Source organism: Deltaproteobacteria bacterium (assembly GCA_016874775.1).
Taxonomy (GTDB): Bacteria; Desulfobacterota; Binatia; order Bin18; family Bin18; genus VGTJ01.
The window spans coordinates 1-26296 of record VGTJ01000082.1 but is presented as its reverse complement, the minus strand read 5'-3'; the positions used below and the strand labels follow the sequence as shown (position 1 = coordinate 26296).

General features: G+C 53.1%; 26 protein-coding genes. 20 read left to right on the top strand and 6 right to left on the bottom strand.

Annotation, left to right across the window (positions count from 1 at the left end; genetic code table 11):
- The first annotated feature begins 69 nt into the window (after window positions 1-69).
- From FJ147_14930 to FJ147_14900, 7 genes are all read left to right on the top strand, one after another.
- Window positions 70-645, top strand: a complete 576-nt coding sequence (locus FJ147_14930) for a hypothetical protein (GenBank protein MBM4257180.1) — start codon at window positions 70-72, stop codon at window positions 643-645.
- 211 nt (window positions 646-856) lie between these two features.
- Window positions 857-1060, top strand: a complete 204-nt coding sequence (locus FJ147_14925; GenBank protein MBM4257179.1) for a hypothetical protein — start codon at window positions 857-859, stop codon at window positions 1058-1060.
- Window positions 1061-1195: 135 nt separating this feature from the next.
- Window positions 1196-1519, top strand: coding sequence for a hypothetical protein (locus tag FJ147_14920; protein MBM4257178.1), 324 nt, complete (start codon window positions 1196-1198; stop codon window positions 1517-1519).
- A gap of 37 nt (window positions 1520-1556) precedes the next feature.
- Window positions 1557-1970 carry a HEPN domain-containing protein gene (locus FJ147_14915; protein MBM4257177.1) on the top strand — a complete coding sequence of 138 codons (414 nt, stop codon included), beginning with the start codon at window positions 1557-1559 and terminating at the stop codon, window positions 1968-1970.
- Window positions 1945-2214, top strand: a complete 270-nt coding sequence (locus FJ147_14910) for a hypothetical protein (protein MBM4257176.1) — start codon at window positions 1945-1947, stop codon at window positions 2212-2214. Before FJ147_14915 ends, FJ147_14910 begins: the two co-directional genes overlap by 26 nt.
- Before the next feature lie 18 nt (window positions 2215-2232).
- Window positions 2233-4071 (top strand): methylaspartate mutase, encoded by a 1839-nt coding sequence (locus tag FJ147_14905; protein ID MBM4257175.1) that lies wholly within the window; start codon window positions 2233-2235, stop codon window positions 4069-4071.
- Window positions 4072-4099: 28 nt separating this feature from the next.
- Window positions 4100-4960, top strand: a complete 861-nt coding sequence (locus FJ147_14900; GenBank protein ID MBM4257174.1) for an ABC transporter ATP-binding protein — start codon at window positions 4100-4102, stop codon at window positions 4958-4960.
- A gap of 27 nt (window positions 4961-4987) precedes the next feature.
- Here FJ147_14900 and FJ147_14895 read toward each other — a convergent pair whose 3' ends face one another.
- From FJ147_14895 to FJ147_14885, 3 genes are all read right to left on the bottom strand, one after another.
- A complete protein-coding gene (locus FJ147_14895; protein MBM4257173.1) occupies window positions 4988-5179 on the bottom strand; it encodes a hypothetical protein in 192 nt (63 codons plus the stop codon).
- A gap of 54 nt (window positions 5180-5233) precedes the next feature.
- Window positions 5234-5452 carry a hypothetical protein gene (locus FJ147_14890; protein ID MBM4257172.1) on the bottom strand — a complete coding sequence of 73 codons (219 nt, stop codon included), beginning with the start codon at window positions 5450-5452 and terminating at the stop codon, window positions 5234-5236.
- A gap of 113 nt (window positions 5453-5565) precedes the next feature.
- Window positions 5566-5892 (bottom strand): RNA-binding protein, encoded by a 327-nt coding sequence (locus tag FJ147_14885; GenBank protein ID MBM4257171.1) that lies wholly within the window; start codon window positions 5890-5892, stop codon window positions 5566-5568.
- Window positions 5893-6430: 538 nt separating this feature from the next.
- On the opposite strand from FJ147_14885, the gene FJ147_14880 reads away from it, so the two are divergent.
- From FJ147_14880 to FJ147_14835, 10 genes are all read left to right on the top strand, one after another.
- Window positions 6431-7672: a DEAD/DEAH box helicase gene (locus FJ147_14880; protein ID MBM4257170.1), complete on the top strand. Its 1242-nt coding sequence runs from the start codon at window positions 6431-6433 to the stop codon at window positions 7670-7672.
- A 187-nt stretch (window positions 7673-7859) separates the two neighbouring features.
- A complete protein-coding gene (locus FJ147_14875; protein MBM4257169.1) occupies window positions 7860-9272 on the top strand; it encodes a hypothetical protein in 1413 nt (470 codons plus the stop codon).
- A 265-nt stretch (window positions 9273-9537) separates the two neighbouring features.
- On the top strand, window positions 9538-10479 hold the full coding sequence (locus FJ147_14870) for a phosphate ABC transporter substrate-binding protein (protein MBM4257168.1): 942 nt from the start codon (window positions 9538-9540) through the stop codon (window positions 10477-10479).
- A 96-nt stretch (window positions 10480-10575) separates the two neighbouring features.
- Window positions 10576-12894: an ABC transporter permease subunit gene (locus tag FJ147_14865; GenBank protein ID MBM4257167.1), complete on the top strand. Its 2319-nt coding sequence runs from the start codon at window positions 10576-10578 to the stop codon at window positions 12892-12894.
- 157 nt (window positions 12895-13051) lie between these two features.
- Window positions 13052-14596, top strand: coding sequence for a phosphate ABC transporter permease PstA (pstA, locus tag FJ147_14860; GenBank protein MBM4257166.1), 1545 nt, complete (start codon window positions 13052-13054; stop codon window positions 14594-14596).
- Between the two features lie 13 nt (window positions 14597-14609).
- Complete coding sequence (locus tag FJ147_14855; protein ID MBM4257165.1) at window positions 14610-15449, top strand: phosphate ABC transporter ATP-binding protein; 840 nt, start codon at window positions 14610-14612, stop codon at window positions 15447-15449.
- 18 nt (window positions 15450-15467) lie between these two features.
- Window positions 15468-16154 carry a phosphate signaling complex protein PhoU gene (phoU, locus tag FJ147_14850; GenBank protein MBM4257164.1) on the top strand — a complete coding sequence of 229 codons (687 nt, stop codon included), beginning with the start codon at window positions 15468-15470 and terminating at the stop codon, window positions 16152-16154.
- Between the two features lie 94 nt (window positions 16155-16248).
- Window positions 16249-16998, top strand: a complete 750-nt coding sequence (locus tag FJ147_14845; protein ID MBM4257163.1) for a response regulator transcription factor — start codon at window positions 16249-16251, stop codon at window positions 16996-16998.
- The gene (locus tag FJ147_14840; protein ID MBM4257162.1) at window positions 16982-18526 is read left to right on the top strand and encodes a PAS domain-containing protein; all 1545 of its coding nucleotides are present in this window, start codon (window positions 16982-16984) and stop codon (window positions 18524-18526) included. Before FJ147_14845 ends, FJ147_14840 begins: the two co-directional genes overlap by 17 nt.
- A gap of 86 nt (window positions 18527-18612) precedes the next feature.
- Entirely contained in the window at window positions 18613-19611 is a 999-nt protein-coding gene (locus FJ147_14835) for an inorganic phosphate transporter (protein MBM4257161.1), read from the top strand.
- Window positions 19612-19697: 86 nt separating this feature from the next.
- On the opposite strand, the gene FJ147_14830 is transcribed toward FJ147_14835, so the two are convergent.
- Together FJ147_14830 and FJ147_14825 are read right to left on the bottom strand one after the other, a co-directional pair.
- Complete coding sequence (locus tag FJ147_14830) at window positions 19698-20318, bottom strand: DUF47 domain-containing protein (GenBank protein MBM4257160.1); 621 nt, start codon at window positions 20316-20318, stop codon at window positions 19698-19700.
- 27 nt (window positions 20319-20345) lie between these two features.
- Window positions 20346-21656, bottom strand: coding sequence for a CCA tRNA nucleotidyltransferase (locus tag FJ147_14825; protein ID MBM4257159.1), 1311 nt, complete (start codon window positions 21654-21656; stop codon window positions 20346-20348).
- 116 nt (window positions 21657-21772) lie between these two features.
- Here FJ147_14825 and FJ147_14820 point away from each other — a divergent pair, with 116 nt between their 5' ends.
- The 3 genes from FJ147_14820 to FJ147_14810 all read left to right on the top strand — a co-directional run bounded on the left by FJ147_14820 (window position 21773) and on the right by FJ147_14810 (window position 25139).
- On the top strand, window positions 21773-23167 hold the full coding sequence (locus FJ147_14820) for a UDP-N-acetylmuramoyl-tripeptide--D-alanyl-D-alanine ligase (GenBank protein ID MBM4257158.1): 1395 nt from the start codon (window positions 21773-21775) through the stop codon (window positions 23165-23167).
- Between the two features lie 95 nt (window positions 23168-23262).
- Window positions 23263-23769, top strand: a complete 507-nt coding sequence (gene purE, locus FJ147_14815; protein MBM4257157.1) for a 5-(carboxyamino)imidazole ribonucleotide mutase — start codon at window positions 23263-23265, stop codon at window positions 23767-23769.
- 131 nt (window positions 23770-23900) lie between these two features.
- Window positions 23901-25139 (top strand): molybdopterin molybdotransferase MoeA, encoded by a 1239-nt coding sequence (locus FJ147_14810; protein ID MBM4257156.1) that lies wholly within the window; start codon window positions 23901-23903, stop codon window positions 25137-25139.
- A 4-nt stretch (window positions 25140-25143) separates the two neighbouring features.
- Here the strand turns inward: FJ147_14810 and FJ147_14805 are convergent, their stop codons facing one another.
- Window positions 25144-26064 (bottom strand): hypothetical protein, encoded by a 921-nt coding sequence (locus FJ147_14805; GenBank protein MBM4257155.1) that lies wholly within the window; start codon window positions 26062-26064, stop codon window positions 25144-25146.
- Window positions 26065-26296: the final 232 nt, after the last annotated feature.

Sequence of the window (26296 nt, the reverse complement as noted above, 5' to 3'; positions counted from 1 at the left end):
CAAAGGCCTACAGGTCTCCGACGATGAGTTTCAAGCGCTCAATATCAAACCCGGTAAGTTTCATGGCGATTGGAACTATACGCTTCTTCCTCGCTCTTAATCGGTAACTTAATTCTTGCCCATGCCTTAGTGGACCGAGAGACACAGCAACGTCAACAGAACCCAAGCTACCGTTATCAGCCGGATAGTATTTACGATGGCTTGATTCGTTCTCTGTTTTCAAAGTTTCACCGCCTCGCCGACCGTTACGAAGTTTGCATAGCCAAACGTGGTAGCAAAGATCGCAACCACGCTCTTCAATCAGCCATCGAGCATGCGGAACGAGAATTCGAGCGGACATTCGGCTTTTCGCGAGGAGGGAAAGACGCTTGGCAGATTACTATCTCAAACCCTCAAAAGACCGTCTGCCTACAGGCTGCTGACTATTTTCTTTGGGCAGTGCAACGATTCTACGAAGTGCGCCGCCACCCGCAGACGCGCGAAGAAATTCGTGAAGATCGCTTCCTGAACATGCTTTGGTCTCAAATCGGTGAGATTCATGATCTCGATTTTGGCGGGACGCACGGCACGTTCTTCACTGCACAGCGCCCCCTCACTCTTGAAGAGCGCTTTGGAAAGAAGCGCCGGAAAAAGAAAAAGCTGTGAGTATAGGAGCCCCGAAGGCTCTCACGGCACGGGGCCGAGTTTCGCTCACAGCAAAAGCATTATGGCAGAAGCTTTCCTCAAGTTCAAATCCTGGAAGGGTGGTCTTAAACTAAGAACGTAGCAAGTTTTAAGGTGCGAGATGCCTATCGAGTAACGCCTGGCAAACGAAACGAGATGGCGCGAAACGTGGTGGCATTGTAGAGGTACTGCGATGATACAGAATGACCATGAACTAGAAGTAATGAGAGAGCGGCTCGCTAAGATGGAACGGGTGCTCGAAGCCCTACGCAAAAACGCTCGCCTGGAAGAATGGCCAGCATTGAGTTCTGGTTACTGCCTGGAGATTGAAAGAGTGCAAGGAGAAATCCTCGACTATTTGATGACACCGGTGTCCCTCGAAGAAACCGCAGCATAAATTCCCGTGATTGCACCTATCATCGGAAATTGTGTTGCCCCTGCGGTATCCGTACACATACACACGCTGCATGGCTGATGAGGTGAACAACTTCGCGGTCTTGCCCAGCGAAAACGAATCTGAAATACAAAGCGCGTGGGTTTCTGGATAAAGCTCCGTCAAGAATGTGCTCACGCGTTTGCTGTCACTCCGCCGGCATCGGACTTCTCTCCAGAAGACATTGCTCTGCTGGAAAAGATCGCACGCCTGATTGTGAACCGTGGTATGGCAGCTCCGGCCTTACTGTTTCTTGAATCTCTGGGGCCACTGAGCTTTCTTGGTAGCCAAGTTGTCTATGGGCTCAAGCCGTTTCTCGACGTTGTCATTGACCCAGCAGACGCTGAACGACTGGCGATTCTTTTGGAACGACGTGATGGCATTGATCAGTTGACACTTTGTATTCAGCAACGGGTAGGATGAAGAGCACGAGTACGCAGATGTTGCTTGCCACTAGCAGATGAATAGTACAGATTACTTGGAGAAAGCTAAAAGCAGTTATAGAGGAGCCCGAACATGCTTAGACAATGCAGCGTTCGACTCTTGTGTCAGCCGTTGCTATTACGCAGTCTTTCAGGCTGCCATTGCGGCATTGATCGATCTGACTGATTTCCGACCTCAAGGCGGAGAGTGGAGCCATAAGGCAACCCAAGCAGAATTTAACCGGCGTCTCGTGATGCGCCGTAAAGTCTTCCCTGGAGCAATTGGGCGAACCCCCTTGACCCTCATTGAGTGGCGACATCGAGCAGATTATTCTCCGATAACCACAAATCGCCAAACGGCAAAGATCGGAGTTTCGCTAGCCGAGGCTTTTTTTGCTGCAGTAGAGAGTCGGATAGGAAAACCATATGACCCGAAAAGCAAGCCAACTTAGAAAGTTTCCCATAGAGACGCGTGACGCGCTTGCCCAGTATCTCGCCGAGCTTGAGAAGGCGTATCCTCTGGGAAGCAAAGCCTGTCAGATTCTTTCGTGGGCAGAATATGGCACGGATAGTTACCTTGTAAAAATTGCCCCGCCACCAAGTGAAAAACAATGGCGTAAGCTCTCGCAACATATGGCGAAGATCGGGACTCGCATTTTGGCGGAAAGCGATCAGTTCTTCATTCTCACTACGTAGACGTTTCCTCACCACCGCATGACTCCTCAAGACCTACGCGTCATTCTGGCCACTGATTGTGGTAGCACGACCACCAAAGCTATTCTCATTGAGAAACTTGGGGACGAGTATCGGCAGACCCATCGCGGTGAAGCGCCTACGACCGTTGAAGCACCTTTTGAAGATGTAACTCGCGGTGTTCTCAATGCGATCCAAGAAGTGGAAGAACTGTCTGGCCGCACGATCCTTGATGGCGAGCGCATTATTACTCCGGCAAAGGATGGTACCGGAGTCGACATTTATATCTCAACTAGCAGCGCTGGTGGTGGACTACAAATTGTCGTGGCCGGGGTTGTCAAATCGATGAGTGCGGAAAGTGCACAGCGCTGTGCGCTTGGTGCCGGGGCGATTGTTATGGATGCCCTGGCAGCCAACGATGGGCGCCCGAGTTATGAGAAAATCGAACGCATTCGTCACCTGCGACCTGATATGATCTTACTTGCGGGCGGCACTGACGGCGGCACGATTCCCCATGTCGTCGAAATTGCTGAATACATTGCTGCGGCTGATCCGCGCCCGCGCCTTGGTATTGGCTATCAACTGCCCATTATCTATGCGGGCAACAAAGATGCGCGTCAGCACGTGCAGCAAATCTTGGGAGACAAAACCGCCTTATCGATTGCTGACAATATCCGGCCAATCTTAGAACAAGAAAACCTCATGCCCGCACGGCATAAGATTCACGACTTGTTCCTGGAGCATGTGATGGCGCAAGCGCCAGGATACAAGAAATTGATCTCCTGGGCTGGTGCGCCAATCATTCCCACGCCTGCGGCAGTTGGCATGATTATCGAGACGCTAGCCAAGCGCGAGAGCATTAACGTTATCGGAGTAGATATTGGTGGCGCGACAACAGATGTGTTCTCGGTCTTTGCTGGGGTGTTTAACCGCACCGTCAGCGCTAATCTCGTCATGAGTTACAGTGTCGCGAACGTTGTCGCTGAGGCTGGTCTCGATAACATTCGTCGATGGCTCCCTTTCGAGTTTGAAGAACAAAGCCTCCGCAATCAGATCAAGAATAAGATGATTCGCCCGACGACGATCCCGCAGACCATTGGTGATCTGCAAGTCGAACAAGCCATTGCCCGAGAGGCCCTGCGTCTTGCTCTTGATCAACACAAAGAATTAGCCGTTGGCCTCAAAGGGGTACAACAGGAACGCTCAGTGTCTGATGCATTCACACAAGCTGCATCAGGCCAAAGTTTAATCGACATGTTTGCCTTGGATCTGATCATCGGCAGTAGTGGCATTCTTTCGCGTGCACCACGACGTGTGCAGTCGATGCTGATGATGATCGATGCCTACGAACCGCTCGGCATGACCCAGCTCGCGGTTGATAGTGTTTTTATGATGCCACACTTAGGCGTGCTCTCAACGGTGAACGAACACGCTGCAACCGAAGTCTTCGTCAAAGACTGTCTTGTGCCACTTGGCACCTGCGTCGCGCCCCAAGGGGCAGGCAAATCTGGTGAACCATGTTTTTCGTATCGCTTACTGTTTCCTGAGGAACGCGTCCTCGAAGGAACAGTCTCCATCGGCGAACTTCGCTTCTTACCCTTAACGCTCAACCAAGAAGCCGCAATCGAGGTAACCCCGACGTGTGGGTTTGATTTCGGTACAGGCAAAGGCAAGAAACTGACCGGCAAAGCGAAAGGCGGGGTTGTGGGACTGTTTCTCGATGGACGCGGCAGACCAATTACGATCGCTGATAAGGAGGCTGTCCGTCGGCAAAGCACTACTCCAACTGATTCGTCCGACAGCAGGGCGGGTGTTGTTTGCCGGACACGACCTTACCGCGTTCAGCAATTCTCATTTTGACTTCGTGTAACCGTCAATGTAGGCCGGAATAAGCGTAGCGTTTCCGGCAAGCGCGCGCCGGGAACGGCCTGCGGCCTTATCCCGGCCTACGTATCTTGCCCGTAGGCGACTCCATCGGCGCGTTTGGGTTCATAATGAGAATTGCTGTACCGCGTTAGATCGTGAGGCGCTTATCCCTTATCGGCGGCGCTTGCAGGTGATCTTCCAAGATCCCTACTCGGCCCTGAATCCGCGGATGATGGTCGGCGAAATTGTCATGGAAGGCATGGCCGCGCATGGCATTGGTCATAATCGCGATGAGCGCGAACAGCGCGCCAGAGACATTCTCGTGCAAGTGGGCCTCGATCCAGATGTGATCTATCGTTACCCGCACGAATTTTCTGGTGGCCAGCGTCAACGTATTGGTATCGCCCGCTGTTTAGCGGTGGAGCCGGAATTTATTGTCTGCGATGAAGCCACCAGCGCTCTGGATGTCTCAGTTCAAGCACAGATTGTGAATCTATTAGAGGAACTCCAAGCTGACCTTGGGCTCACCTATTTATTTATTACTCACAATTTGGGCGTGGTCGAATATCTCGCCGATGAAGTTGCGGTCATGTATCTTGGGCGTATCGTTGAATATGGCAAGACTGAGGAGATTTTCGCCAACCCACGTCATCCCTACACCCGAGCGTTACTCTCCGCCGTTCCTAAAATTGATCCACAGACGAAAATGGAAAAAATTCGTCTGACCGGAGACATTCCCTCGCCGGTGAATCCGCCGTCTGGGTGCCATTTTCACCCGCGCTGCACGCAGGTCATGGAACAGTGTAAAACTGTTCCCCCATCAATAATCGAGACGAGACCGGGTAAAGATAGTCACACCGTATGGTGCCATCTCTATAAGTAAAAATGCATTTCTCAGGCGAGGTCGACCCTACCAGTGTTTGCTGACAGCAGCAAAGAAATGAGTCGGACAGTAGACTCTGCGCTCATTTGCGCCCGTTGCCGGTTTGCCACAGTCCGGCCACTCGCATCGTTGGGGTTTTTCGTAAGCAGTTAACAGACGAACCGGTTGACGTGGGGACGTAGAACGGCCGCCAAATCGTGGAGAATTCTGCGATGGCATATCGACTCCTCTCTTTTAGTGACAGGAAAGTGAGCTTCCGTGGCGACGTGAAAGTCACGAGTCGGTTGTCGCTTCTCCCCATTGCTCAGGCAACGGTTGCGGTCCCGGAACGATGCCAGCGATATCCGGATCTTCTGCGTTAGGATCGCGTGGACCGTTTGCTGTCTTGTTTTGTTTGATTTCTAGTCGGCGTGCAGCTTTGTCTTGTTGTTTTTGTTGTCGTGCGCGCTCTCTCTGGCGTTTCTGAAACGTCGCGTGAGAATTACTCGCCATCAATGACCTCCAATGACTTCTTTTCGCTTTTTTGCTTAGCGGCGCTGTCGTTAGCACGAGACAGCACCGCGTCTGTACCCGCAGCGACGATTATGACCCCTGGTGTTTGTGGATTACCAACGTCGTTCGCGACCACCACCACCACGATTCCCACCACCAAAAGAACGCCCGCCACCACCTCCACCACGCGGCTCTTGCGGTTTGGCTTCATTGACCGTCAGTGCACGACCATGCAACTCCGTGCCGTTGAAGCGTGCTACCGCCTGCTGCGCTTCTTGATTCGTGGACATCTCCACGAACCCAAATCCACGCGACTTGCCAGTCATCTTATCCATAATGATCGTTGCCGATGAGACCGCACCGACCTGGCTAAAAAGATCTTCCAAATCTGCATTCGTCGCCTGAAATGAGAGATTGCCAACAAATAACTTCGTAGCCACAGATACCTCCATCAAAAAAAAAGGCCCCGGAACCTATGAGAGGGTTCCCGGGGCCTCATCTGTTTCGAACCAGCTCACTGTAACGAACGGCAAGAGCCGAACAAGGAAGCAACTGTAGCAGGCGAGAGTGACAAGAACAAGCAAGGCACGGGAACCGGTAGTCAGTAGAGGAAATCAATGAAAAATTAAAAATGCAGAATGTAAAAAAGCGCTTTTCTTCGTCCTTATTCTTCATTTTTAATTCTTCATTTTTCATTAAGTAGTCATGTTGACTACTGGCTACTATTTTCTTTTTCACTCCCACCGGACTGGTATCCGCACCAAAAGTGAGCTATGGTATAGTCTACTTATTAAGCAAACGAACCGCGAGCAAGCTTCTTTCTCTTTCCTGCAAGATGCTCCGCTCAGGAGCTGGCCCTCTGGTTGCCTAGATCCGAGTCCCACGTTTCCCAGGTTCTTTCTTTAACCTTCACTTGTAGGGAAACCTACAGGCATATCCGTCTGTGGTACTGGGCATCATGGACAAGGAGAATGTAGTTTGTCGACATTTGCTGAACTCGGGCTTTCGCCCGAATTGTTGCGCGCTGTGCGCGACGCTGAGTATCACACCCCAACCCCGATCCAAGAACACGCTATCCCTGCAGTACTTCAAGGCAGTGATGTTCTGGCTTGTGCGCAAACGGGTACTGGTAAAACCGCCGGATTCTTATTGCCGATCTTGCAGCAGTTGGCACAAGGACAATTATTTTCACCCCAGCTCCGGGCGCTCGTTCTGAGTCCAACGCGTGAGTTAGCCTCGCAGACTGGTGATAACGCACGTGCCTATAGCAAGTATTTGCGGCTTCGTTCCACAACGGTCTTCGGCGGAGTGCGCCTTGGGCCACAAATCGAGCGCTTGCGCACCGGTGTAGATCTCCTCATCGCCACACCAGGGCGACTCATGGATCTTGTCGAGCGTGGCACGGTGAAGTTTAATAAGCTTGAAGTGCTGGTCTTAGATGAAGCTGATCACATGCTTGATCTCGGTTTTCTGCCCACGGTACGGCAGTTACTCCATATGCTCCCTACCTCTCGTCAAACCTTGATGTTCTCAGCCACTATGCCGCCAGAGATTGAACGTCTGACGCGTGAGATGTTGCAATCACCAGTCATCATTAACGTTGGTCGCCGCGCTACGCCAGTCGAAGCTGTCCGCCAGGTCTTGTATGCGGTTGAAGGTGAGAAAAAAAGAGACCTTCTCTGTCATTTGTTGCAGCACGGACATATGCGTCAGGTGCTTGTGTTCACCCGTACGAAAGTTCGTGCCGACCGTCTGACGCGACACTTGGCCCAGAAGGGACGGCGCGTTGCCACGCTCCACGGAGGCAAAAGCCAAAATGCGCGGACGCAAGCCCTGAGTGGGTTTCGCAATGGCAAAGTTGAGGTCTTAGTGGCCACAGATATCGCCGCTCGCGGCCTTGATGTCGATGGTATCTCTCATGTTGTGAACTTTGACGTTCCGCCAACGGTTGAAGAGTATGTGCATCGCATTGGTCGGACAGCGCGCGCAACAGCTACTGGGGACGCGATTTCGCTCGTCTCAGCCGATGAAGTGCCGTTCATTCGTACCATTGAACGCGGCATTGGCAGCCCTATCCCACACCAGATCGTCAAAGGCTTTGCTCCTGCCGTTGATCACTTACAAGCTCCAGCGCGTCCACCGCTGTCTCATGCAGCTCGTATCGCTAACGGCTCGATCCGACATTTCGCCCCCCGTCGTCGTGCCCAGCGATCTTTGTAAATACAGATAGAAACAAGGCAACTGCGGGCCCAGTCCGCCCTACGATACCGTGCCTTTCGGATGTAGGGCAGGCTGCGCCTGCCGAGCACATTAACACATCACAGACTCATAACGGTCCTGTCATGTTGCTGTAACACTTCCCTCGTACCCTTCTCGCCAATTCGTGGCAGGGAAGGAGTAAGAAGGAATGAGAAAACTGACAGTTACTTTGTGGAGTAGCCTCGTCGCGATCGTGCTCGGAGCGACTCCCGTGTCGGCACAGAAGCGCAGTGTGGCAGAAGAAATTCTTGAGATCCTGCGGGCAGAAAATAAAATCAGTCAGGACAAATATGATGAGTTAATGAATCGCGCCAAAGCCGAAAATGAAGCACGCGAGGCAGGGGTTGAAGCCTTTAGCCGTGATCCTGTCAAAGCCATCAAAGCAGAGAGAAGTCTTGATTGGTTAAACCGTTTCACCTTCTCAGGCGATGTCCGTGTCCGTATGGAAGGGTTCTATCAAGACCAAGGGCGCAATGCGAACGCACGCACCCGTGAGCGATTCCGTCTCCGCTTTGGCGCGCAGATGAAAATTAATGATGAATTACTCGCAGGCCTACAACTCGCGAGTGGCGATCTCAACGATCCAATCTCAACCAATGAAACACTCACCAACACCTTCGCCCGTAAGCCCATAAGTATCAATCAAGCGTACATTACCTTGACTCCGAAAGAGAGTATTGGCCTGGGAGATTGGACCTGGAACCCGATCTCAATCACCGCGGGAAAATTTAGTAACCAATTCTTCAGGCCTCGCGCGGTCATGATTTCGGAATTAATTTTCGATGACGATCTGGTGTCAGAGGGGTTACATGAAACCTTCACGCTCTATGAAGGCTCTGAAGGACTCTTACGTCGCTTCCAATTGAACGCTGGACAATGGATGTTTCGTGAAACGGCCCGTGCTGCTGATGGTTGGATGATCGGCGGACAGGCGGTCGCAGCACTGCAACTCTTACCCAGTACGCGCCTCACCGTAGCCTTGGCTGACTATTACTTCTCCAAGGAGGATCTGATCGCTCAGGCTCGTAACGGCAACAGTGCGCTCAAAGTCACCAATTCCGTTATTCTGCGGGACGGTACAATTGTCAGAGGTGGCTCCTCGCTCACCCCTGGTACCGGGAACAAACAATTCAATCGTTTCTTAGGTGGGTTCAATGTCCTCAATGGTTCGCTGCAACTCGACTATAACACGGGCTATGCCAAATGGCCTCTCGTGTTCATCGCTGACTTTGCCCATAACACTGACGCGAAACGCGGCAACGATCTTGCCATCTGGGCTGGCGCCAGCCTTGGGCAAACCAGAAATCCTGGAGATTGGGCATTTTCGGTCGCTTGGGCACGAACAGAAACGGACGCGTTACTGTCGGCCTTTAGTTACAGCGATTTCGGTCGTGATGGTGGCACCAACGTCCAAGGCCCGTTCGTGAAGGTCGACTATATGTTGTTTCCGCGCCTGACGATCTCAGCCAAGAATCACTTCATCTCTTTCATCGACCGACCAAAAGGCGAGTCGAATTCGACCCTTCACCGCTTCCAGCTTGATGCGCAGGTGGCGTTCTAAAGCGGAGCATCGGAAACCTCAACGTCCTCCCTCATGACCTATCGGCTCTGTCATTCTGAACGCAGTGAAGAATCTCTCTGAGAGACCCTTCACTGCGTTCAGGGTGACAACCCCCAGGTCAGCCGCACAACAGCAGAATTAACCGTCACCAAACCATCACCATCCTGTAACACGCTTGTAACAATTGTGTAGCAAACTCACTGTAAGGAGGTAAAAAGCAATGCATGTATCTCTCTGGCGTACGGTAACCGCGGCCTTTCTGGCGATGGGTACCTTAGCAGCCGGTCCAGCGAACGCCCAAGAAGCCTTGAAGGTCGATCCCGCAATTCCAGCCTACAAAGCCGCGAGCGGCATCTCCGGCAATCTCAACAGCATTGGCTCAGATACCTTGAACAACCTGATGACCCTCTGGGCTGAAGGATTCAAGAAGCTCTATCCTAACGTCAACATTCAGATCGAAGGGAAAGGGTCGAGCACCGCGCCGCCAGCGTTGATTGAAGGAACCGCGCAACTTGGACCGATGTCACGCCCGATGCGCGGCACGGAAGTCGATGCCTTCGAAGCGAAATATGGGTACAAGCCAACCGCTTTGCGAACCTCACTCGACTCACTGGCAGTGTTTGTCAATAAAGATAATCCCATCAAGGGGCTAACCATGCAACAGGTTGATGCGATGTTCTCGAAGACTCGCCGCTGCCGCATGCCGAACGAGGCAAAGGTGTGGGGAGAAGTTGGTGGTGATGGGGGCTGGGTCACCTCACCCATTAGCCTCTATGGTCGTAACTCCGCCTCGGGAACCTACGGCTTTTTCAAAGAGCACGCGCTGTGTAATGGCGATTACAAAGACACCGTCAAGGAACAACCTGGTTCAGCCTCAGTCGTGCAAGGGATTAGTGAGGACCGCAATGGCGCCGGCTACAGCGGTATTGGCTATGCTACCTCTGGTGTTCGCGCCGTCCCCTTAGCGACAAAGCAGGGAGATCAGTTCGTTTCAGCGAATTACGAAAACGTCGCCAGTAGCAAGTATCCGTTGAGCCGCGCGCTACTGGTGTACATCAACCGTGCTCCTGGGCAACCACTCGATCCCCTCGTCCGTGAGTTCGCTAAGTTCATCATGAGCAAAGAAGGGCAAGAGGTCGTTATTAAAGATGGTTACTACCCTTTGCCCGCGTCGGTTGTGAATGAAGAGCTGAAGAAGTTGCAGTAGCGCATTGGCGGGCACAGCCCGCCCTACACGGGAACTTCCTGAATGTCGGGCAGGCTGCGCTTGCCGAGAAAAGAGGATTAGCTACATCAGAAGCTAATGAACCTGATGGAAGATTTACAACAACGAGAAAGAGAACAGCAGCAAACCTCGCACACGTCGGTCAATGTCCGTTTATCCGTAATGGAAGATAAAGGCCGACTGCGACGCAAACAGCTAGCCGACAAAACAGCGGATTACCTTATCACAGCCGGTGGGATCGCGGTCATTCTGAGCATCGCAGCCATTCTTTTTGTCATTGTTGCCGAGACACTTCCGTTGTGGAAATCTCCAACAGCAACCGCAGTCGCAACTCTCAACGTCAAACAGTCGGAGCAATCATCGCGTCTGCCCCTGGCATTCGGTGTCGATGAATATCAATCGATTGCGTACGTGTTGCACGATAGCGGGACAGTCGATTTTCTCACCATTCCCGGTAATCACCTCGTGCAGCGTTACGAAATTACGACCCGACAAGGACAACGGATCACTACGGCATACCGCAACGGGCTCGCGCATGACATCGCTGTCGGTACCGCTACAGGCAGCGTCATCCCACTACGTATAAGCTTTACCACAAAGCTCCACGACGGAAAGCGCACCATTACTCCTGAAGTCAAGGAACAGAAAGTGATTCAGGTCGACCCCCAAGGGCGGGCAATCACTCGACTTGTCTATCATGCAGAAGACGGAAAAGTCGCCCTCGCCGCACTGCTCGGCCCACGTGAGCTGCTATTCCTCGCGCAAGAAGAGCGAACAACGCCATTAGGTGAGACCAGTATCGAAGAAATGCGCTCTGATCTTTCTTCCTCACTCCCAGCAGATGTTACCACCCTCGCGTTGGATAAGTACCATGTAAACCTCTTGGCCGGAACGACAACGGGGGAGGTTCAACACTGGGACATCACTGACCTTGCCGCTCCAAGGTTGACCGAATCTTTCACAGTCAGCGACCCCCCTGGGACACACGTAACTGCCTTAGGCTGGTTGCTCGGCGATCGCTCCTTGCTGGTGGGCGATGCTGCAGGACACGTCAGCGTGTGGTTTCAGGTTCGCGATCCGCAAGATCCAGAAAAGATGCCGTATCATCGCGTCCATACCCTGCGTTCACATTCCGCGCCAGTCACGGCGCTTGCCCCCTCACCACGAGATAAAGGCTTCTTGTCTGCCGATACCCAAGGTCATGTCTTTCTCCATCATGCCACTTCCCAACAAACGCTTCTTGAAGTACGTAGCGAACAGAGTCGGATTGAACTCGCGAGTTTTGCCCCCAAAGCCAATGGAATTTTCACACTCACAGAGGCGGGGAAACTCCTGGGTTGGTCCCTGTATAACCCACATCCAGAAGTCAACCTCAGGGCGCTATTCGGGAAAGTTTGGTACGAAGGCTATGACAAACCTGAGTACACCTGGCAGTCCAGTAGTGGAAGCGATGAGTTCGAGCCAAAGTTTAGCCTGGTTCCCCTTGCCTATGGGACACTCAAAGGCACGTTCTATGCCCTCTTGTTAGCCGTACCGATCAGTATCTGCGCGGCAATGTACACTTCACAGTTTTTGCACCCAAGTTTGCGTAATCTGATCAAGCCAACAGTAGAAGTGATGGCAGCACTGCCGAGCGTGGTGCTCGGCTTCTTTGCCGGCTTGTGGCTCGCACCCAGGGTCGAGAAGATGGTCCCAGGTATCGTGCTCATGTTCTTCGTACTACCGCTCGTAACCCTGGTGGCGTCGTTTCTCTGGCGCAGGCTCCCCCTCTCGGTTCGCAGCCGTTTGAAACCTGGGGTCGAACTCTTTTTTCTGGCTCCGCTTTTAGTGCTCACCGTAGCGGCGTGTGCCTATGCAAACGGTTGGGTTGAAGCAGCATTTTTCAACGGCAATTTTCCGCAATGGCTCTATGATACGACCGATATCCGTTACGACCCACGTAACTCGCTGGTTGTCGGCTTCGCAATGGGGTTCGCCGTTATCCCGATTATCTACACTATTTGTGAAGACGCATTTTCCAACGTCCCACAACATTTAGTATCGGGCTCGTTAGCGCTTGGTGCGAATCGGTGGCAGACCGCGATGCGGGTTGTCTTGCCTACGGCGAGTCCAGGGGTCTTTTCGGCAGTCATGATCGGATTTGGCCGCGCGGTTGGAGAAACCATGATCGTGCTGATGGCAACTGGCAATACACCGGTCATGGATTTCAGTGCATTCAGTGGGTTCCGTGCCCTTTCAGCCAACATCGCGGTGGAGATCCCCGAGGCCCCGCATGGCGGGACCTTATATCGCATCCTGTTCCTGGGAGCCCTGTTGTTGTTTGTACTCACGTTCCTGGTAAACACCGCCGCAGAAGTCGTGCGTCAGCGGTTGCGGGAACGGTATAGCAAAATCTAAAACGTCTGCCTGGGAGCGCGGGCGTCCCGCCCGCACCAAGGGCGACCGAGACGGTCGCGCTCCCAGCGAAGGTTGAGCAAACGTGAACAAAAACTTCTGGCGGAGTGGTGACCCATTTATCTGGCTCACGGGTGGGGCGCTGGCGTTTAGCCTTATCATGATCGTTTCACTGATCGTGATTGTCGGAGCTAATGCGCTGGGGTTCTTCTGGCCGGATCGACTCGTGCTTGCCAAGCTCAAGGATGGGAGCGAGTTCCTTGGCCAAATTCGCGGCCATGAAGAAATTCTGCGCTCCACACTGCAAGCGGGAGTACCGCAACATCGCACGCAGTTTCAAGTCGCAAACCGTGACTTGTACGGCTCTGACTTTCGTTGGGTCAATGACGAGGAGATTGTCTCACAGCAACAACCACTAGGGGCCATATACTTTGAACGTTGGGAATGGGGTCCGCTCTTCGGTACGCTCAAACAGATTACCCAGGATGGACACGTGATTGCCGATGGCCCTCAGCAAAGCTGGCAGAAGTTTCAAGAATTGCACCCGCGAACACAGGAGGCGCTTGAGCGGACCCGTACGATCGAACGCGAGGACATTGGCGACATTAATTACCATCTGGAAAAGCTCCGCTTGGCCCTCAAAAGCACGCAGGGTTCCGCCGGGACAGAGCAACAGGTTACGGCCATAGAAAAAGAGATGGCCTCTTGGCAGCAACGCTATGAAGAGAAATCTAAAGAGCTGCAAACGCTAGCAGCCGAGAACTCACGCTATCGCATGGTCGTACAAGCTGCGGGTGGACGAGAGAAAGAGATGCCGATCTCGGGCGTGGTGCGTGCATTTATGCCCAACCAAATGAGCTGGGGCCAACGCTTTGGTCTCTATTGCTCTCGATTATGGGAGTTCATTTGGCATGAACCGCGCGAATCAAATACCGAAGGCGGCATCTTTCCAGCGATCTTTGGCACGGTGATGATGGTAATGGTTATGAGCATTATCGTCGTTCCGTTCGGCGTGATCGCTGCGCTCTATCTGCGCGAATACGCCAAGCAAGGGCCAATGGTTCGCGCCGTACGTATTGCAGTCAATAATCTCGCCGGTGTTCCATCAATCGTCTTCGGCGTATTTGGGTTGGGATTCTTTATTTATCTCATGGGTGGCAGCATCGACCGCTTGTTCTACTCAGAGGCACTTCCGACACCGACGTATGGAACCGGTGGCATCTTGTGGGCCTCACTCACCTTAGCACTGCTTACAGTCCCAGTGGTGATTGTTTCCACCGAGGAGTCACTAGCAGCAATCCCACGAGAATGGCGCGAGGGCTCACTGGCACTGGGAGCGACGAAGTGGGAAACGATTCGCAAAGTTGTGTTACCTGGCGCGCTTCCTGGGATCTTGACCGGAATGATCCTGGCAATGGCACGCGGAGCCGGAGAGGTTGCTCCACTCATGATCACTGGTGTGGTAAAGCTTGCACCTAACCTGCCGTTAGATAGTTACGCACCGTTCTTCCATATGGAACGCAAATTCATGCACCTTGGCTTTCATATCTACGATGTCGGCTTTCAATCACCCAATGTTGAAGCCGCCAAGCCGATGGTGTTTATGACCACACTCTTGTTGATCGCCATTATCGTGATTCTCAACCTGACCGCCATAACCGTCCGTAACCGCTTGCGTAGCCGTATGCGGTTCGGGACATTCTAAAAATGAAGCACCTATGGACAAACAACGGCCTCTCACTCACGCCGCGTCAGTGACACTCTCGCAAACGAACGGGAATGTGCATGCAGTCGAGTCTGAACGAACAGTCGAAATCGAAATCCGTGACACGTCGCTTTTTTACGGTAAGAAGCAAGCTTTGTACGATATCAACCTGGACATTGGCCGTCATGAAGTGACCGCATTCATTGGCCCTTCGGGATGCGGCAAGTCTACGTTATTGCGTTGCCTCAATCGCCTTAATGACTTAGTCGACGGAGTCAAAGTCACTGGTAGTATCCGCCTGCACGGGCAAGAGATCCTCGACCCCACACTCGATGTTACCGAACTTCGCAAACGAGTCGGTATGGTCTTTCAGAAGCCGAACCCGTTTCCGAAGACCATTTACGAGAATGTTGCTTACGGACCACGCATCCTTGGGATTGGCAACAAAGCCCGACTCGACGAAATCGTCGAACGCAGTCTGCGCAGCGCAGCGCTATGGGAAGAAGCCAAAGATCGCTTGCATGACAATGCGCTGGCTCTCTCTGGTGGGCAACATCAACGCTTATGTATCGCTCGCACCATCGCAGTTGAGCCACAAGTCGTACTGATGGATGAACCTTGTTCTGCACTCGATCCGATTGCAACAACCAAAATAGAAGAATTGATCCACGAACTGAAGCAAAACTACACCATTGTCATCGTCACCCATAACATGCAGCAAGCTGCACGTGTGTCCGATTATACGGCTTTTATGTATCTCGGACGGTTGATAGAATTTGGCAAGACAGACAAGCTCTTTACCACCCCAGAAAAGCAGGAAACAGAAGACTACATCACCGGTCGCTTCGGATAGTCATTAAGGGAATATACCATGCCATCACTGCACACTGACCGTCAGTATGAAGAAGAACTGCAACAACTTCGGGCGAAAATCCTGGAAATGGGTGGGCTCGTCGAGAAACAGATTTCTGACGCGATGACTGCGCTCATTGGCCGCAACTCGCCGCAAGCACAGGAGGTGATTGCGCGTGACCACACCGTCAATTATCTCGATGTCGTGACCGATGAGAGCTGCACCCGTCTCCTAGCCCTCCATCAGCCGGCAGGGCGCGACCTGCGGCTCATCATGACTAGTCTCAAGATTACCACCGATCTTGAGCGGATCGGTGATATTGCCCAGAACATCTGCGAGCGTGCACTCGAACTCAACCAAGAAGCACCGCTCACGTTCTCTCATGATCTTCCCCGCATGGCGGAGTGGGCACAAGCGATGCTCCGCGACAGCCTCGACGCCTTCGTACGCGAAGACACCGAGTTAGCGTTACAAGTCTGTCAACGTGATGATGCGATCGACAGTTTGACGGCAGAGGTGTTTCGCACCATGCTCTCACACATGACACAAGAACCACAGAACGTGAGTCGTGCCATGCGCCACCTCTTCGTCGCTAAGTACCTTGAGCGGATTGCTGACCACGCCACCAATATTGCCGAGATGGTCATCTATATGGCGAAAGGAAAAAGTATTCGTCATATGTCACCGCCGCCGGCGTCGCTGTAAAAATTAGGCTGTAGGCTCCGGGCTCTGGGCTCTAGGGATCCATTTCTTCCCTGAAGCCTAGAGCCTCGCGTCTAGAGCCTCTCTCTAGGGGTTCATGGAAACACAAACACACAGTAAGCCAGCAACCGTTGAAACAAAACGCAAGATTCTGCTTGTCGAAGACGAACAAGATATTCGTGAACTGGTTCGTTACAATCTGGAAACCGAAGGATTTAGCGTAGTCGAAGCAAGTGACGGTGAGATTGCCTTAAAGCTGGCGGCCAGTGAAAGGCCAGCGTTAGTGATCCTCGATCTGATGTTGCCCGGTATTCCAGGGTTGGAAGTCTGTCGCTTATTGCGCACGAAAGAAGTAACAGTACAAATCCCGGTGCTCATGCTCACAGCTCGGGCGTCGGAAGTCGACAAAGTGTTAGGTTTAGAAATGGGGGCCGACGACTATGTCACCAAGCCATTCAGCCCGCGCGAACTTGTGGCCCGAGTGAAAGCGGTGCTCCGTCGTACGTATGGGCCAACGCTTGATCGCCCGCATGAGGTGTATAACAAAGGCCGCCTGCATATTGATTACGACACGTACGAAGTAACGCTGAACGGTCACGCCGTGCAACTCGGCCTCCGCGAATTCGAATTGCTCAAGTTCTTCGTACAATATCCAAACCGGGTATTTAGCCGGACCCAGATTCTTGACCTCGTGTGGGGACACGATGCCTATGTCGAACCACGAACCGTTGATGTCCATATCCGCCGCCTGCGCCAGCGGGTGGAACAAGATGATGCGAATCCCACCTTCATTTTGACGGTACGCGGCGTGGGGTATAAATGTAATCCTGATGCCCTCAAAGAATAGCATCCTCTTTCCGATTCTCACCCTCGCATTCCTCGCGCTCATTGCCGTTGGCGGCCTCCTTCTGTTCTATCTGCTGCCCTATGTCCATCGTCCAACCCTGCTATGGTACGGCGCGGCTGCACTCGCAGTGATCGCTATTGTTGGGACCGTTGTATTTGTGGTTCGCCTCCAACGGCGGTTGCAGTACCTTGCGCAGTTTCTCTCGTCAGCTTCAGAGCGAGATAAGCCACCCTCTTTACCTGTATGGAATGAAGATGAGGTCGGTGCCCTCGAACGCGGTATCCAGCACCTCATGCTCCGCCAAGATGAACGCCTGCGAGCATTGCAGGCCGAGCAAAAGAAGCTCGAAGCGGTCTTGCAGAGTATGGCCGAAGGAGTGGTGGTGATCAATCCTTCGGGGAATGTCGTCCTTTGCAATCGCGCGGCCCAGGAATTATTTGACTTACGACAAGATCAGGTATGGTTAGGAAAGCCGCTCCAGGCCTTTTCACGCCATCCGCTGTTACAAGAATTGCTGCGCGAAGTTGCCAACCGACGCCCTGGGGACTCGCCGGTCACACGTGAGATGCACGTCGAAACCAAAGACGAGCGCTATCTGGCGGCGAGCGCCATGCAGATTTGTGAAGATGGGGCCACGGTGAGTGGATACGTCCTGGTCTTCTATGATCTCACACGGATCAAACGTCTCGAATCGGTTCGTGCCGACTTTGTCGCGAACGTTTCGCATGAACTCCGCACCCCTCTAACGGCCATCAAAGGGTATGCAGAGACATTACTTAACGGAGCCCTGAAAGAACCTGTCACTGCACAACGCTTCCTGGAGATTATTGATCGCCACTCAGAGCGCCTGAGTCGCTTGATTGACGACCTGCTCACCCTCTCCAACCTCGAACTGGGCAAGACTGAACTACTGCAAAAAGACGTCTCCATCCCAGATTTAGTAAACGAGGTCTTTGAAGTCGTGCAAGAGAAAGCCGAACGCGCAGGTATTTCGCTTATTCGAGACTGCTCCACGGAACTCCCGGTTTTGATTGGCGATAGCGATCGACTTCAACAAGCGCTAGTGAATCTTGTCGATAACGCGATTAAGTACACACCAGACGGAGGGACAGTTACGGTTTCGGCGCAGACAGTTCAGAATTCGGGCTTTTTAGCTTCTAGTTCCAAGTTTCAGAGCTCGGAACACCCAACACCCAACACCCAACACCCAACACCTCTCCCTCATGTCTCGGGTCCCAAGCCCCAAACCCCAAACGAGTGGGTGGAACTGACCGTCGCCGATACTGGCTGCGGTATTCCTGAAGAAGATCTCCCACGCCTCACACAACGTTTCTATCGAGTCGATAAAGCACGGTCACGCGAACTTGGAGGCACCGGGCTCGGGCTCGCCATCGTGAAGCACATCGTGCAGGGACACAATGGATTTTTGCGAATCGACAGCAAACTCAAACACGGTACGACTGTTCAACTTTTCCTTCCCTGCAGATCTCCCGAACTCACGAAAACGACACCGGCCCTTCATTCTTAACTTCCCCTTTTCGTTGCCATATCAGATTCCGATTGATTCTTTTGCGGAACTCCGGCAAAACAGAGCGACTGCAGGAAGGGGTGGGCATGGAGTTAATTGTCTTCTTGATTTTTATCGCGCTGGTGTTTGATTTTATTAACGGCTTTCATGATGCCGCCAATTCGATTGCTACTGTTGTCTCCACACGTGCGCTGTCGCCGTTTCAGGCGGTATCATGGGCTGCGTTTTTCAACTTCATTGCAGCGTTTGGTTTTGGCGTGCATGTCGCCACAACCGTCGGGAAAGGTATCATCGACCCCGCCATCGTCGATCCATACGTGATTTTCGGCGGGCTCATGGGCGCGATCGTGTGGAACCTGATCACGTGGTTTTATGGTCTGCCAAGTAGTTCGTCTCACGCCTTAATCGGTGGCTTTGCTGGCGCCGCCATTGCCAAAGCAGGGTTTAGGGCGGTTATCTTCAGCGGCTTTTCAAAAACTGCGACATTTATCGTCCTCTCTCCTCTGATCGGTTTAACACTAGGAGTGACAATGATCGTTGCCGTGTTGAACCTGTGCTGGCGAGCGACACCGGGACGTGTCGACAAGTACTTTCGCCGCCTCCAACTCGTCTCTTCGGCGTTCTACAGCCTTGGCCACGGTACCAATGACGCCCAGAAAACGATGGGGATCATCACCATTCTCCTCTTTAACGCTGGTTATCTTGGGGACACATTTTATGTGCCGTTTTGGGTCATTATCGTTTGCCATGCAGCGCTGGGGCTTGGCACGATGTTCGGTGGGTGGAGCATCGTGCGTACTATGGGCATGCGGATTACCAAGTTACAGCCAGTCGGTGGCTTTTGTGCAGAGACCGCTGGGGCACTGACGTTACTCGGGACTGCGTATGCCGGTATTCCTGTGAGCACGACTCACACGATTACTGGAGCGATTGTAGGAGTAGGTGCAGCACGGCGCCTCTCTGCTGTACGCTGGGGAGTCGCTCGTACCGTCGTGTGGGCGTGGGTGCTGACAATTCCTGGCTCAGCGTTTATTGCGTCGATCACTTACCTGGTCGGTACGCCGCCGCTGAAGTTAATTTTTTAATAGCGGTTAGCCATCAGCTTGCAGCGGTCAGCTCTTTCATCAACTTAGCAAAGGCTGAACACCGAGGGCTGACTGCTATTAGCTAACTATATCTTCAACGTCACCCCTTCAATCACATTCGCGACGTCTTCACAGCTATCGATCGCATTCTCGATCGACTCGTAGATTTCCTTCCACTTGATGACACTGAGTGGATCATTCGCGTGCTCCTCAAACAGCTTGGCAATCGCAGAGCGGTAGACGAAATCACCCTCATTTTCTAATCGATTGATCTCAATGCAGTGCTTGAGGATCACATCAGCCTGCTTGAGATTGCGCAGCTCGCCGATCGTGGTCTGTACCTCTTTGACGCTGTGGATCAGAATATCTGCCAGGAGCGCAGCATCAGACTGCACTTCGGGAATACGATAGAGCGAGAATTTATCTGCCGCCGCTTCAACGTGGTCAAGAATGTTATCCAGCGAACAGATGAGGCCGTGAATGTCTTCACGATCAAGCGGGGTCACAAACGTTTTATTAAGTTTCTCGATCGTCTCATGGGTTATGAGATCCGCCTCATGTTCAATATCTTTGATGCGCTTCGCTTTGAGGGGCACATTAGAATAGTCCTTCACCAAATCACCAAGCGCCAGCACGCCCTCATGTACTTTACCGGCACCGCGCTCGAAAAGGTCATAGAAATTTGTATCTTTGGGGAAAAGGCCCATATGTTCGTTCCTCCCTCTGGTTGACCACTATATGCCATACTGTTGACGAACCCACGAGAGGGCATCGTCATGGGTCAACAACTGACCTTCAAGCTGCGCATCATCTACCGCGTCAAGAATCTCTTTGAAGCGTGGCCCAGGTTGAAGCCCAAGGCTAATTAAATCACGTCCGGTTAATAAACGAGGCGGTGCGATTTGTTCAGGTCCCAGCTTCGCAAGTTGTTGACGACAGAACTCATAAGGACCGAGGTCTCCACTTGAAGACAACGCATCAATCCGTGCCAATTCTAGCAGTTCTTCAATTCCGTCCTCACGCAAAAAGCGCTTGAGGGTCGAAGCGCGCATCTGCGGCGCGCTGATCAAGCGGAGATGATTTTTGACTAAGTAGGCAACACGCTCCCATGTCTCACGTGAGCGTTTGAGACGTTGGCAGATGTCGATCGCCATCTCAGCACCGGTTTCACAATGACCGTAGAAAGTAATGCGCTTGTCGCCCTGTGCACGACACACCGGCTTGGCGACGTCATGTAACAATGCCCCTAACGCTAAGGTCTCAGTCGGATGGTCCAGCTTAGCTAGCAAGAGGAGCGTGTGTACGAACACGTCGCCTTCAGGATGAAAATCCGGCGATTGTTCGACCCCGCGCATCGCTTCAATTTCGGGAAGAATCACAGGCAGTAATCGTGATTCAGTCAACAACGCAAACGCGCGTTGCGCACCACCGTCGGTAAGAATTTTGCTAATTTCGTCGCCGATCCGTTCCCAGGCCATATCAACGATAGTCGGCGCCAGGTCTTGAGTTGCCGCAAATGTCTCCGGCTCGATCGCAAACCCGAGTCGAGCAGCCAGGCGCACGCCGCGCAGCATCCGTAAGCGGTCTTCCGCAAAACGAGCGTAGGGATCACCAATCGCACGGATCACGCCAGCCGCAAGATCCTGTCGTCCCTTAACGTAATCGATGACTTGCTCAGTCGAGGGATCATAAAACATGCCGTTGATGGTGAAATCACGCCGCTGCGCATCGTCATGCGCATTACTAAACCGCACCTTGGTGGGATGGCGGCCATCGACATAGACGCCATCAGAGCGGAAGGTAGCAACCTCGACTTGGGTTCCAGCGTACAACACTAAGACGACACCAAATTGCACACCAACCGGAACTGTTTGCGGAAACAAACGCATGACCTCGGTCGCGGGCGCATCAGTCGCCACATCATAATCTTTCGGTTCAACACCAAGCAGCTTGTCACGCACACAACCACCAGCGAAATACGCAGTAAATCCACGCTCACGCAGTGCATAGACAATCGCTCGGGCATGTCGTTCTTTGTCAGTCACTGGTGCATGGTGGCACGGGACGCAAGGGGGATCAATGCGCTGGGAACGCAGCAGTAGGCCGTTTCCGGCCTACTGACCTTGCAGGCCCGCGTACGGCTAGTTACATTTGCCCGGCAATGAGATTAACAGCACAGGAGATTTGCCAGGCGACTGGTGGAACGCTCGTCCGTGGTTTTGCGGATACCGTTTTTACTGCGGTCTCCATCGATTCCCGCACCGTACCCACAGGTGCGCTGTTTGTTCCTTTACCCGGCACACAAACAGATGGACACGCATTTTTGTCCGCAGCAGTCCAGCACGGTGCAGCCGGATTCTTTTTTGCCGAACACGTAAATCCCGAACTCCCTGCCAATGCCGTGGCCATTCGCGTCAAAGATCCCCTCGCCGCTTTACAGCATGTAGCGACGTGGTATCGAAACCGTCTGCAGGCACGTGTCATTGGTATCGCCGGTAGCAATGGGAAAACGACGACCAAAGAACTGATGGCACAGGTGTTCGCCTCGCAAAAGAAGACCTGGTCGACGCAGGGGAATCTGAATAATCATATCGGCTTGCCGTTGACCATTTTACGAGCCGATGACGACGTGCAGGCCATGGTGCTCGAACTCGGCACCAGCGGTGCTGGCGAGTTAACGACACTCAGTGAGATTGCCCGCCCTGAGATCGGCGTCATCACGTCTATTGCTGAAGAGCATACAGAAACACTGAAGGATCTCGCCGGGGTGATTGCCGCAGAAACTGAGCTGATCACCGCACTCCCACCACAGGGATTGGCTATCGTGAACGGTGATCATGCGGGGCTCCTTGAGGCCGTTCACCGACAAGCACGATGTCGAATTGTCACTTTTGGTGAACTAGATACAAACCAATTTCGTATCAGCAACCTGCAGGTCACCCGGCAGGGCACCCATTTTGCCCTCGCAACTCCGGCAGGCACCCACGACGTACAACTCCAATTGCTCGGCAGCCATTTCGCCCTGGCCGCGGCGGCCTCCATCGCGGCTGCGACAACGTGTGGTATTGCGCTAGCCGATGCGTGCGCAGCGCTCAGTACAGCGAAAGGAGCCGCACGACGCATGGCCGTAGTGAATGTCCCAGCGCGCCGGCTCACCGTGCTCGACGACTGCTACAATGCCAACCCAGCGTCGATGCAGCAAGCCTTGCTCACCGTACAACAGGTACGGACTGCGGGAGAACGCGTCATCCTTGTACTGGGAGATATGCTGGAACTTGGAGACCTCAGCAAGATACGCCACCAACAGATTGGCACCATGGCCGTAGCGCTGCTTCCCTTGCCCGATTTAGTTGTCACCGTTGGCAAAGAGGCTAAACTTATTGCTGCAGCGGTCAAGAAAACCCCCGTGCCGGTTCGTTGGTTCGCCAAATCCGACAGAGCGGCAACGTTTGTCCGTAAAGAGATAGACCGTTTTCATGGACCTCAACTCGTTCTCGTCAAAGGCTCGCGTGGCATTCGCTTGGAGGAAGTGACAAAGAAAGTGGCAGAGATGTGAAACGTAAAACGCAACACGCAACACGCAATACGCAATACGCAATACGTGGTACGTGAAACGTGATGCGTGAACTTTGAAACACGAAAGGAAAATTCATGTCTACGAAAGTCGGTATCCTCATGGGAAGCGATTCTGATCTCGACGTGATGGAAGAAGCAGCGAAAGTCTGCGAGGAGTTTGGCGTTGGCTATGAGATGCATGTGCTGTCGGCGCATCGTTCACCTGATGACACCGCCCAGTTCGCCAAGCAAGCACATCAAAAGGGACTCCAAGTGATTATTGCTGGTGCCGGTGGAGCCGCACATTTGGCTGGTGTTGTCGCAGCCCACACGCCGCTGCCAGTCATTGGTATCCCGGTTAAAAGCAAAGCCTTGCAGGGGCATGATTCATTGCTATCGATGGTGCAAATGCCGCCAGGAATTCCTGTTGCGACTGTCGCTATTGATGGTGGCCGTAATGCCGGACTGCTGGCGATTCAGATCCTTGCGGTGAAGGATACGGAACTGTTCGCGCGCATGGTCAAGTTCAAAGAAGAGCTTGCTAGGGCGACGTTGGAAAAAGATCGCAAACTACAAGATCGTTTACGCGCGAAAAAAGCGTAAGCGCATTGAGGGCCACGCAACACGCAACACATGTTACGCGAAACGCGTTGCGTAAGGGGAAAACAGTGGCTTTTCGCTTTCATCGGCAACCTTGTTGACGATCCCCGCCATCTTTGCCTACTCTGTCTCTTATGATTTCTGTACATGATGCTGTAGGAACGATTCTTGACACCGTCCCCCTTTTGGCAGGCGAACGAGCTGGCATTTTAGACGCTACCGGTCGAGTGTTAACGGAAGAGATCCGCTCTGGGCGTGAAGTCCCACCGTTCGCCAACTCGGCTATGGATGGTTACGCCGTGCGCTGGGATGACATTCACGGTGCGACGATTGATCAGCCGGTCACACTAGGGGTCCTTGAGGTTATCCAAGCCGGTGCGGTTCCAAAACATGTGGTAACTCCAGGATCGGCAAGCAAGATCATGACTGGTGCGGTCATGCCGGCGGGAGCCGACACCGTTGTAAAGGTCGAAGATACAGAAGAAGTTGAAGGGCGAGTGTTGATTCAGCGCAGCGAGCGACCAGGCAACAACGTGCGTGGAAGTGGCGAGGATATTCAACGCGGACAGGTAGTCTTGGAAAAGGGGCGGACGTTACGAGCCGCTGATATTGGTCTGTTGGCATCGGTCGGACGCAGCCTGGTCCTTGTTCGGCAACGACCACGGGTGGCCATTCTCAGCACTGGTAATGAACTCGCCGAGATCGACGAAGCGTTACGACCTGGACAAATTGTGAACTCGAATGCCTACACCTTAGCCGCTGCTGTGCGTGAAGCCGGAGGCATTCCCGTCCCGCTCGCTATCGCCCGCGATACGCTGGAAGAAATTCGTGCCGCTTTAGCCGAAGCCGTCCGTCATGATGTGGTGCTCTCCACCGGTGGGGTCTCAGTTGGTGACTTTGATTTTGTCAAACAAGCGATGGACGAGTTACATATGCATCGCTTGTTTTGGCAGGTGGCACAGAAGCCGGGAAAACCGTTGACATTCGGCTTGCTACGTGAACGCCCGTATTTTGGCCTTCCTGGCAATCCTGTCTCTGCGCTCGTGTGCTTTTACCTGTATGTTTTGCCAGCGCTCCGCAAAATGACAGGCCATAAGAAACTGTTCCTTCCCACTGTGCATGCCTCGATGGGCGCAGAAGTGGCAAAAGCCAAAGGCCTCACTGAATTTGTCCGGTGTCGTATCACCCACGAGCACGGCCACTACATCGCGCATTCGACCGGCAATCAAAGTTCAGGCGTGCTCAGTTCACTGTCCCTTGGAGAAGGACTGATTGTCGGTCCACCAGAAATGCCCCTGCTGCCGAAAGGCTTGGGCGTGCAAGTGATCGTGCTTGATAGTGATGAATTCGCAGGAGAAACGGTTCCGTTCTAAATGGCTAGAACCCTCCACCAGTGCGGAATCCGCCGCCACCACCACTGGGTCTCTCACCTCCCGAACTTCCACCAGGAAACCCAATACCACCACTTCCCCAACCATCGGGAAGCCGTATGCCGCTGGGAAAGCGAAAGGTATCTGGAAAGCCGATGTCGCTTGGCCGCGGGTAGGATGGGCGGCGAAACCGTTGGTTTCGTTGCATGGTACGCCACATTTGTTCGGCGTTAATCATGCCACGAAGAAACTGGCTGATGAGAATACTGACCGCATCGCCATTGCCAAAATCTGAGTATGGGGAATCGTATTCCTGCTGCTTGAACTGCTGCCGGATCTGTTCGAGTTCATGCAATCGCTGCAAGTTGCCGTGGCGAATCGTTTGATGCTCTTGCAGGCTACTCTCAAGCGTATTTTCTTCATGTTGCTGTCGGATCAGGTCGTTCACGATGCGGTCATCTTCAGCACTGGCAGTGAGCTGCGCTTCCCGTCGCAACTGCGGCAACGGTTCAGCACGCAGGCTGGTCGCCAGCAGTTCCAGCGCTTCCTGAAACTGACGATCTTTGCCGACGGTATAAGGTTCGCGCTGCTGCAGTAACAACGCATAGCGCTTTTCTTCCTCAGCGATGGCGTGATCGAACTCTTGCAGTTTCGTTTTCGCGGTAGCCAGCTCTTTTTCGCGCACGAGGCCGCCCTCAGCTTCTTCAGCAGTTTGTTCAAGAGCCGCCAGCTTCTGCATCTCGGCTTCTGCTTGCTTCTCCAAACGATCGACGTGTTCACGTAAGCGTACAGGAATATCTAACAGGGTGGCATAGTTGCGGCGGGCCTGCTCAAAGCCAATGTGGCGGGCAACAAAACGATCACCTATGCGCGCAAACGTACCGGCCTTATACACCGAGGTGCCATAGCCACGCTCCCATAGATACATGAACAACCGATCAGCTTGATAGGGTTTCGCTTGTTCACCATTGGTGGCTTCTGTACGTTGCGCTTTTTCCTCCGCCGCACTAAGGCGGTGGCAGGAAACAACTTACCGCAATAGTGATTGACCGGAGTGGAGAGCCTCTGCACAAGAGCAGGGATGAGAGACGAGACCATTGTGTGCTGGCTTCGGTCTAAGTATCGAAGTCTGGTCGAAGAGCTGGATGAACGCGGGCGAC

Bases quoted from the DNA above. Each gene is read 5' to 3' on its own strand.
- purE (MBM4257157.1), top strand. From the start codon at position 23,263: ATGTCTACGAAAGTCGGTATCCTCATGGGAAGCGATTCTGATCTCGAC.
- FJ147_14890 (MBM4257172.1), bottom strand. From the start codon at position 5,452: ATGGCGAGTAATTCTCACGCGACGTTTCAGAAACGCCAGAGAGAGCGC.
- FJ147_14835 (MBM4257161.1), top strand. From the start codon at position 18,613: ATGGAGTTAATTGTCTTCTTGATTTTTATCGCGCTGGTGTTTGATTTT.
- FJ147_14915 (MBM4257177.1), top strand. From the start codon at position 1,557: ATGAATAGTACAGATTACTTGGAGAAAGCTAAAAGCAGTTATAGAGGA.
- FJ147_14875 (MBM4257169.1), top strand. From the start codon at position 7,860: ATGAGAAAACTGACAGTTACTTTGTGGAGTAGCCTCGTCGCGATCGTG.
- FJ147_14895 (MBM4257173.1), bottom strand. From the start codon at position 5,179: ATGCCATCGCAGAATTCTCCACGATTTGGCGGCCGTTCTACGTCCCCA.
- FJ147_14805 (MBM4257155.1), bottom strand. From the start codon at position 26,064: ATGTATCTATGGGAGCGTGGCTATGGCACCTCGGTGTATAAGGCCGGT.
- FJ147_14905 (MBM4257175.1), top strand. From the start codon at position 2,233: ATGACTCCTCAAGACCTACGCGTCATTCTGGCCACTGATTGTGGTAGC.
- FJ147_14820 (MBM4257158.1), top strand. From the start codon at position 21,773: ATGAGATTAACAGCACAGGAGATTTGCCAGGCGACTGGTGGAACGCTC.
- phoU (MBM4257164.1), top strand. From the start codon at position 15,468: ATGCCATCACTGCACACTGACCGTCAGTATGAAGAAGAACTGCAACAA.
- FJ147_14845 (MBM4257163.1), top strand. From the start codon at position 16,249: ATGGAAACACAAACACACAGTAAGCCAGCAACCGTTGAAACAAAACGC.
- FJ147_14910 (MBM4257176.1), top strand. From the start codon at position 1,945: ATGACCCGAAAAGCAAGCCAACTTAGAAAGTTTCCCATAGAGACGCGT.
- FJ147_14865 (MBM4257167.1), top strand. From the start codon at position 10,576: ATGAACCTGATGGAAGATTTACAACAACGAGAAAGAGAACAGCAGCAA.
- FJ147_14870 (MBM4257168.1), top strand. From the start codon at position 9,538: ATGGGTACCTTAGCAGCCGGTCCAGCGAACGCCCAAGAAGCCTTGAAG.
- FJ147_14840 (MBM4257162.1), top strand. From the start codon at position 16,982: ATGCCCTCAAAGAATAGCATCCTCTTTCCGATTCTCACCCTCGCATTC.
- FJ147_14855 (MBM4257165.1), top strand. From the start codon at position 14,610: ATGGACAAACAACGGCCTCTCACTCACGCCGCGTCAGTGACACTCTCG.
- FJ147_14810 (MBM4257156.1), top strand. From the start codon at position 23,901: ATGATTTCTGTACATGATGCTGTAGGAACGATTCTTGACACCGTCCCC.
- FJ147_14830 (MBM4257160.1), bottom strand. From the start codon at position 20,318: ATGGGCCTTTTCCCCAAAGATACAAATTTCTATGACCTTTTCGAGCGC.
- FJ147_14925 (MBM4257179.1), top strand. From the start codon at position 857: ATGATACAGAATGACCATGAACTAGAAGTAATGAGAGAGCGGCTCGCT.
- pstA (MBM4257166.1), top strand. From the start codon at position 13,052: ATGATCGTTTCACTGATCGTGATTGTCGGAGCTAATGCGCTGGGGTTC.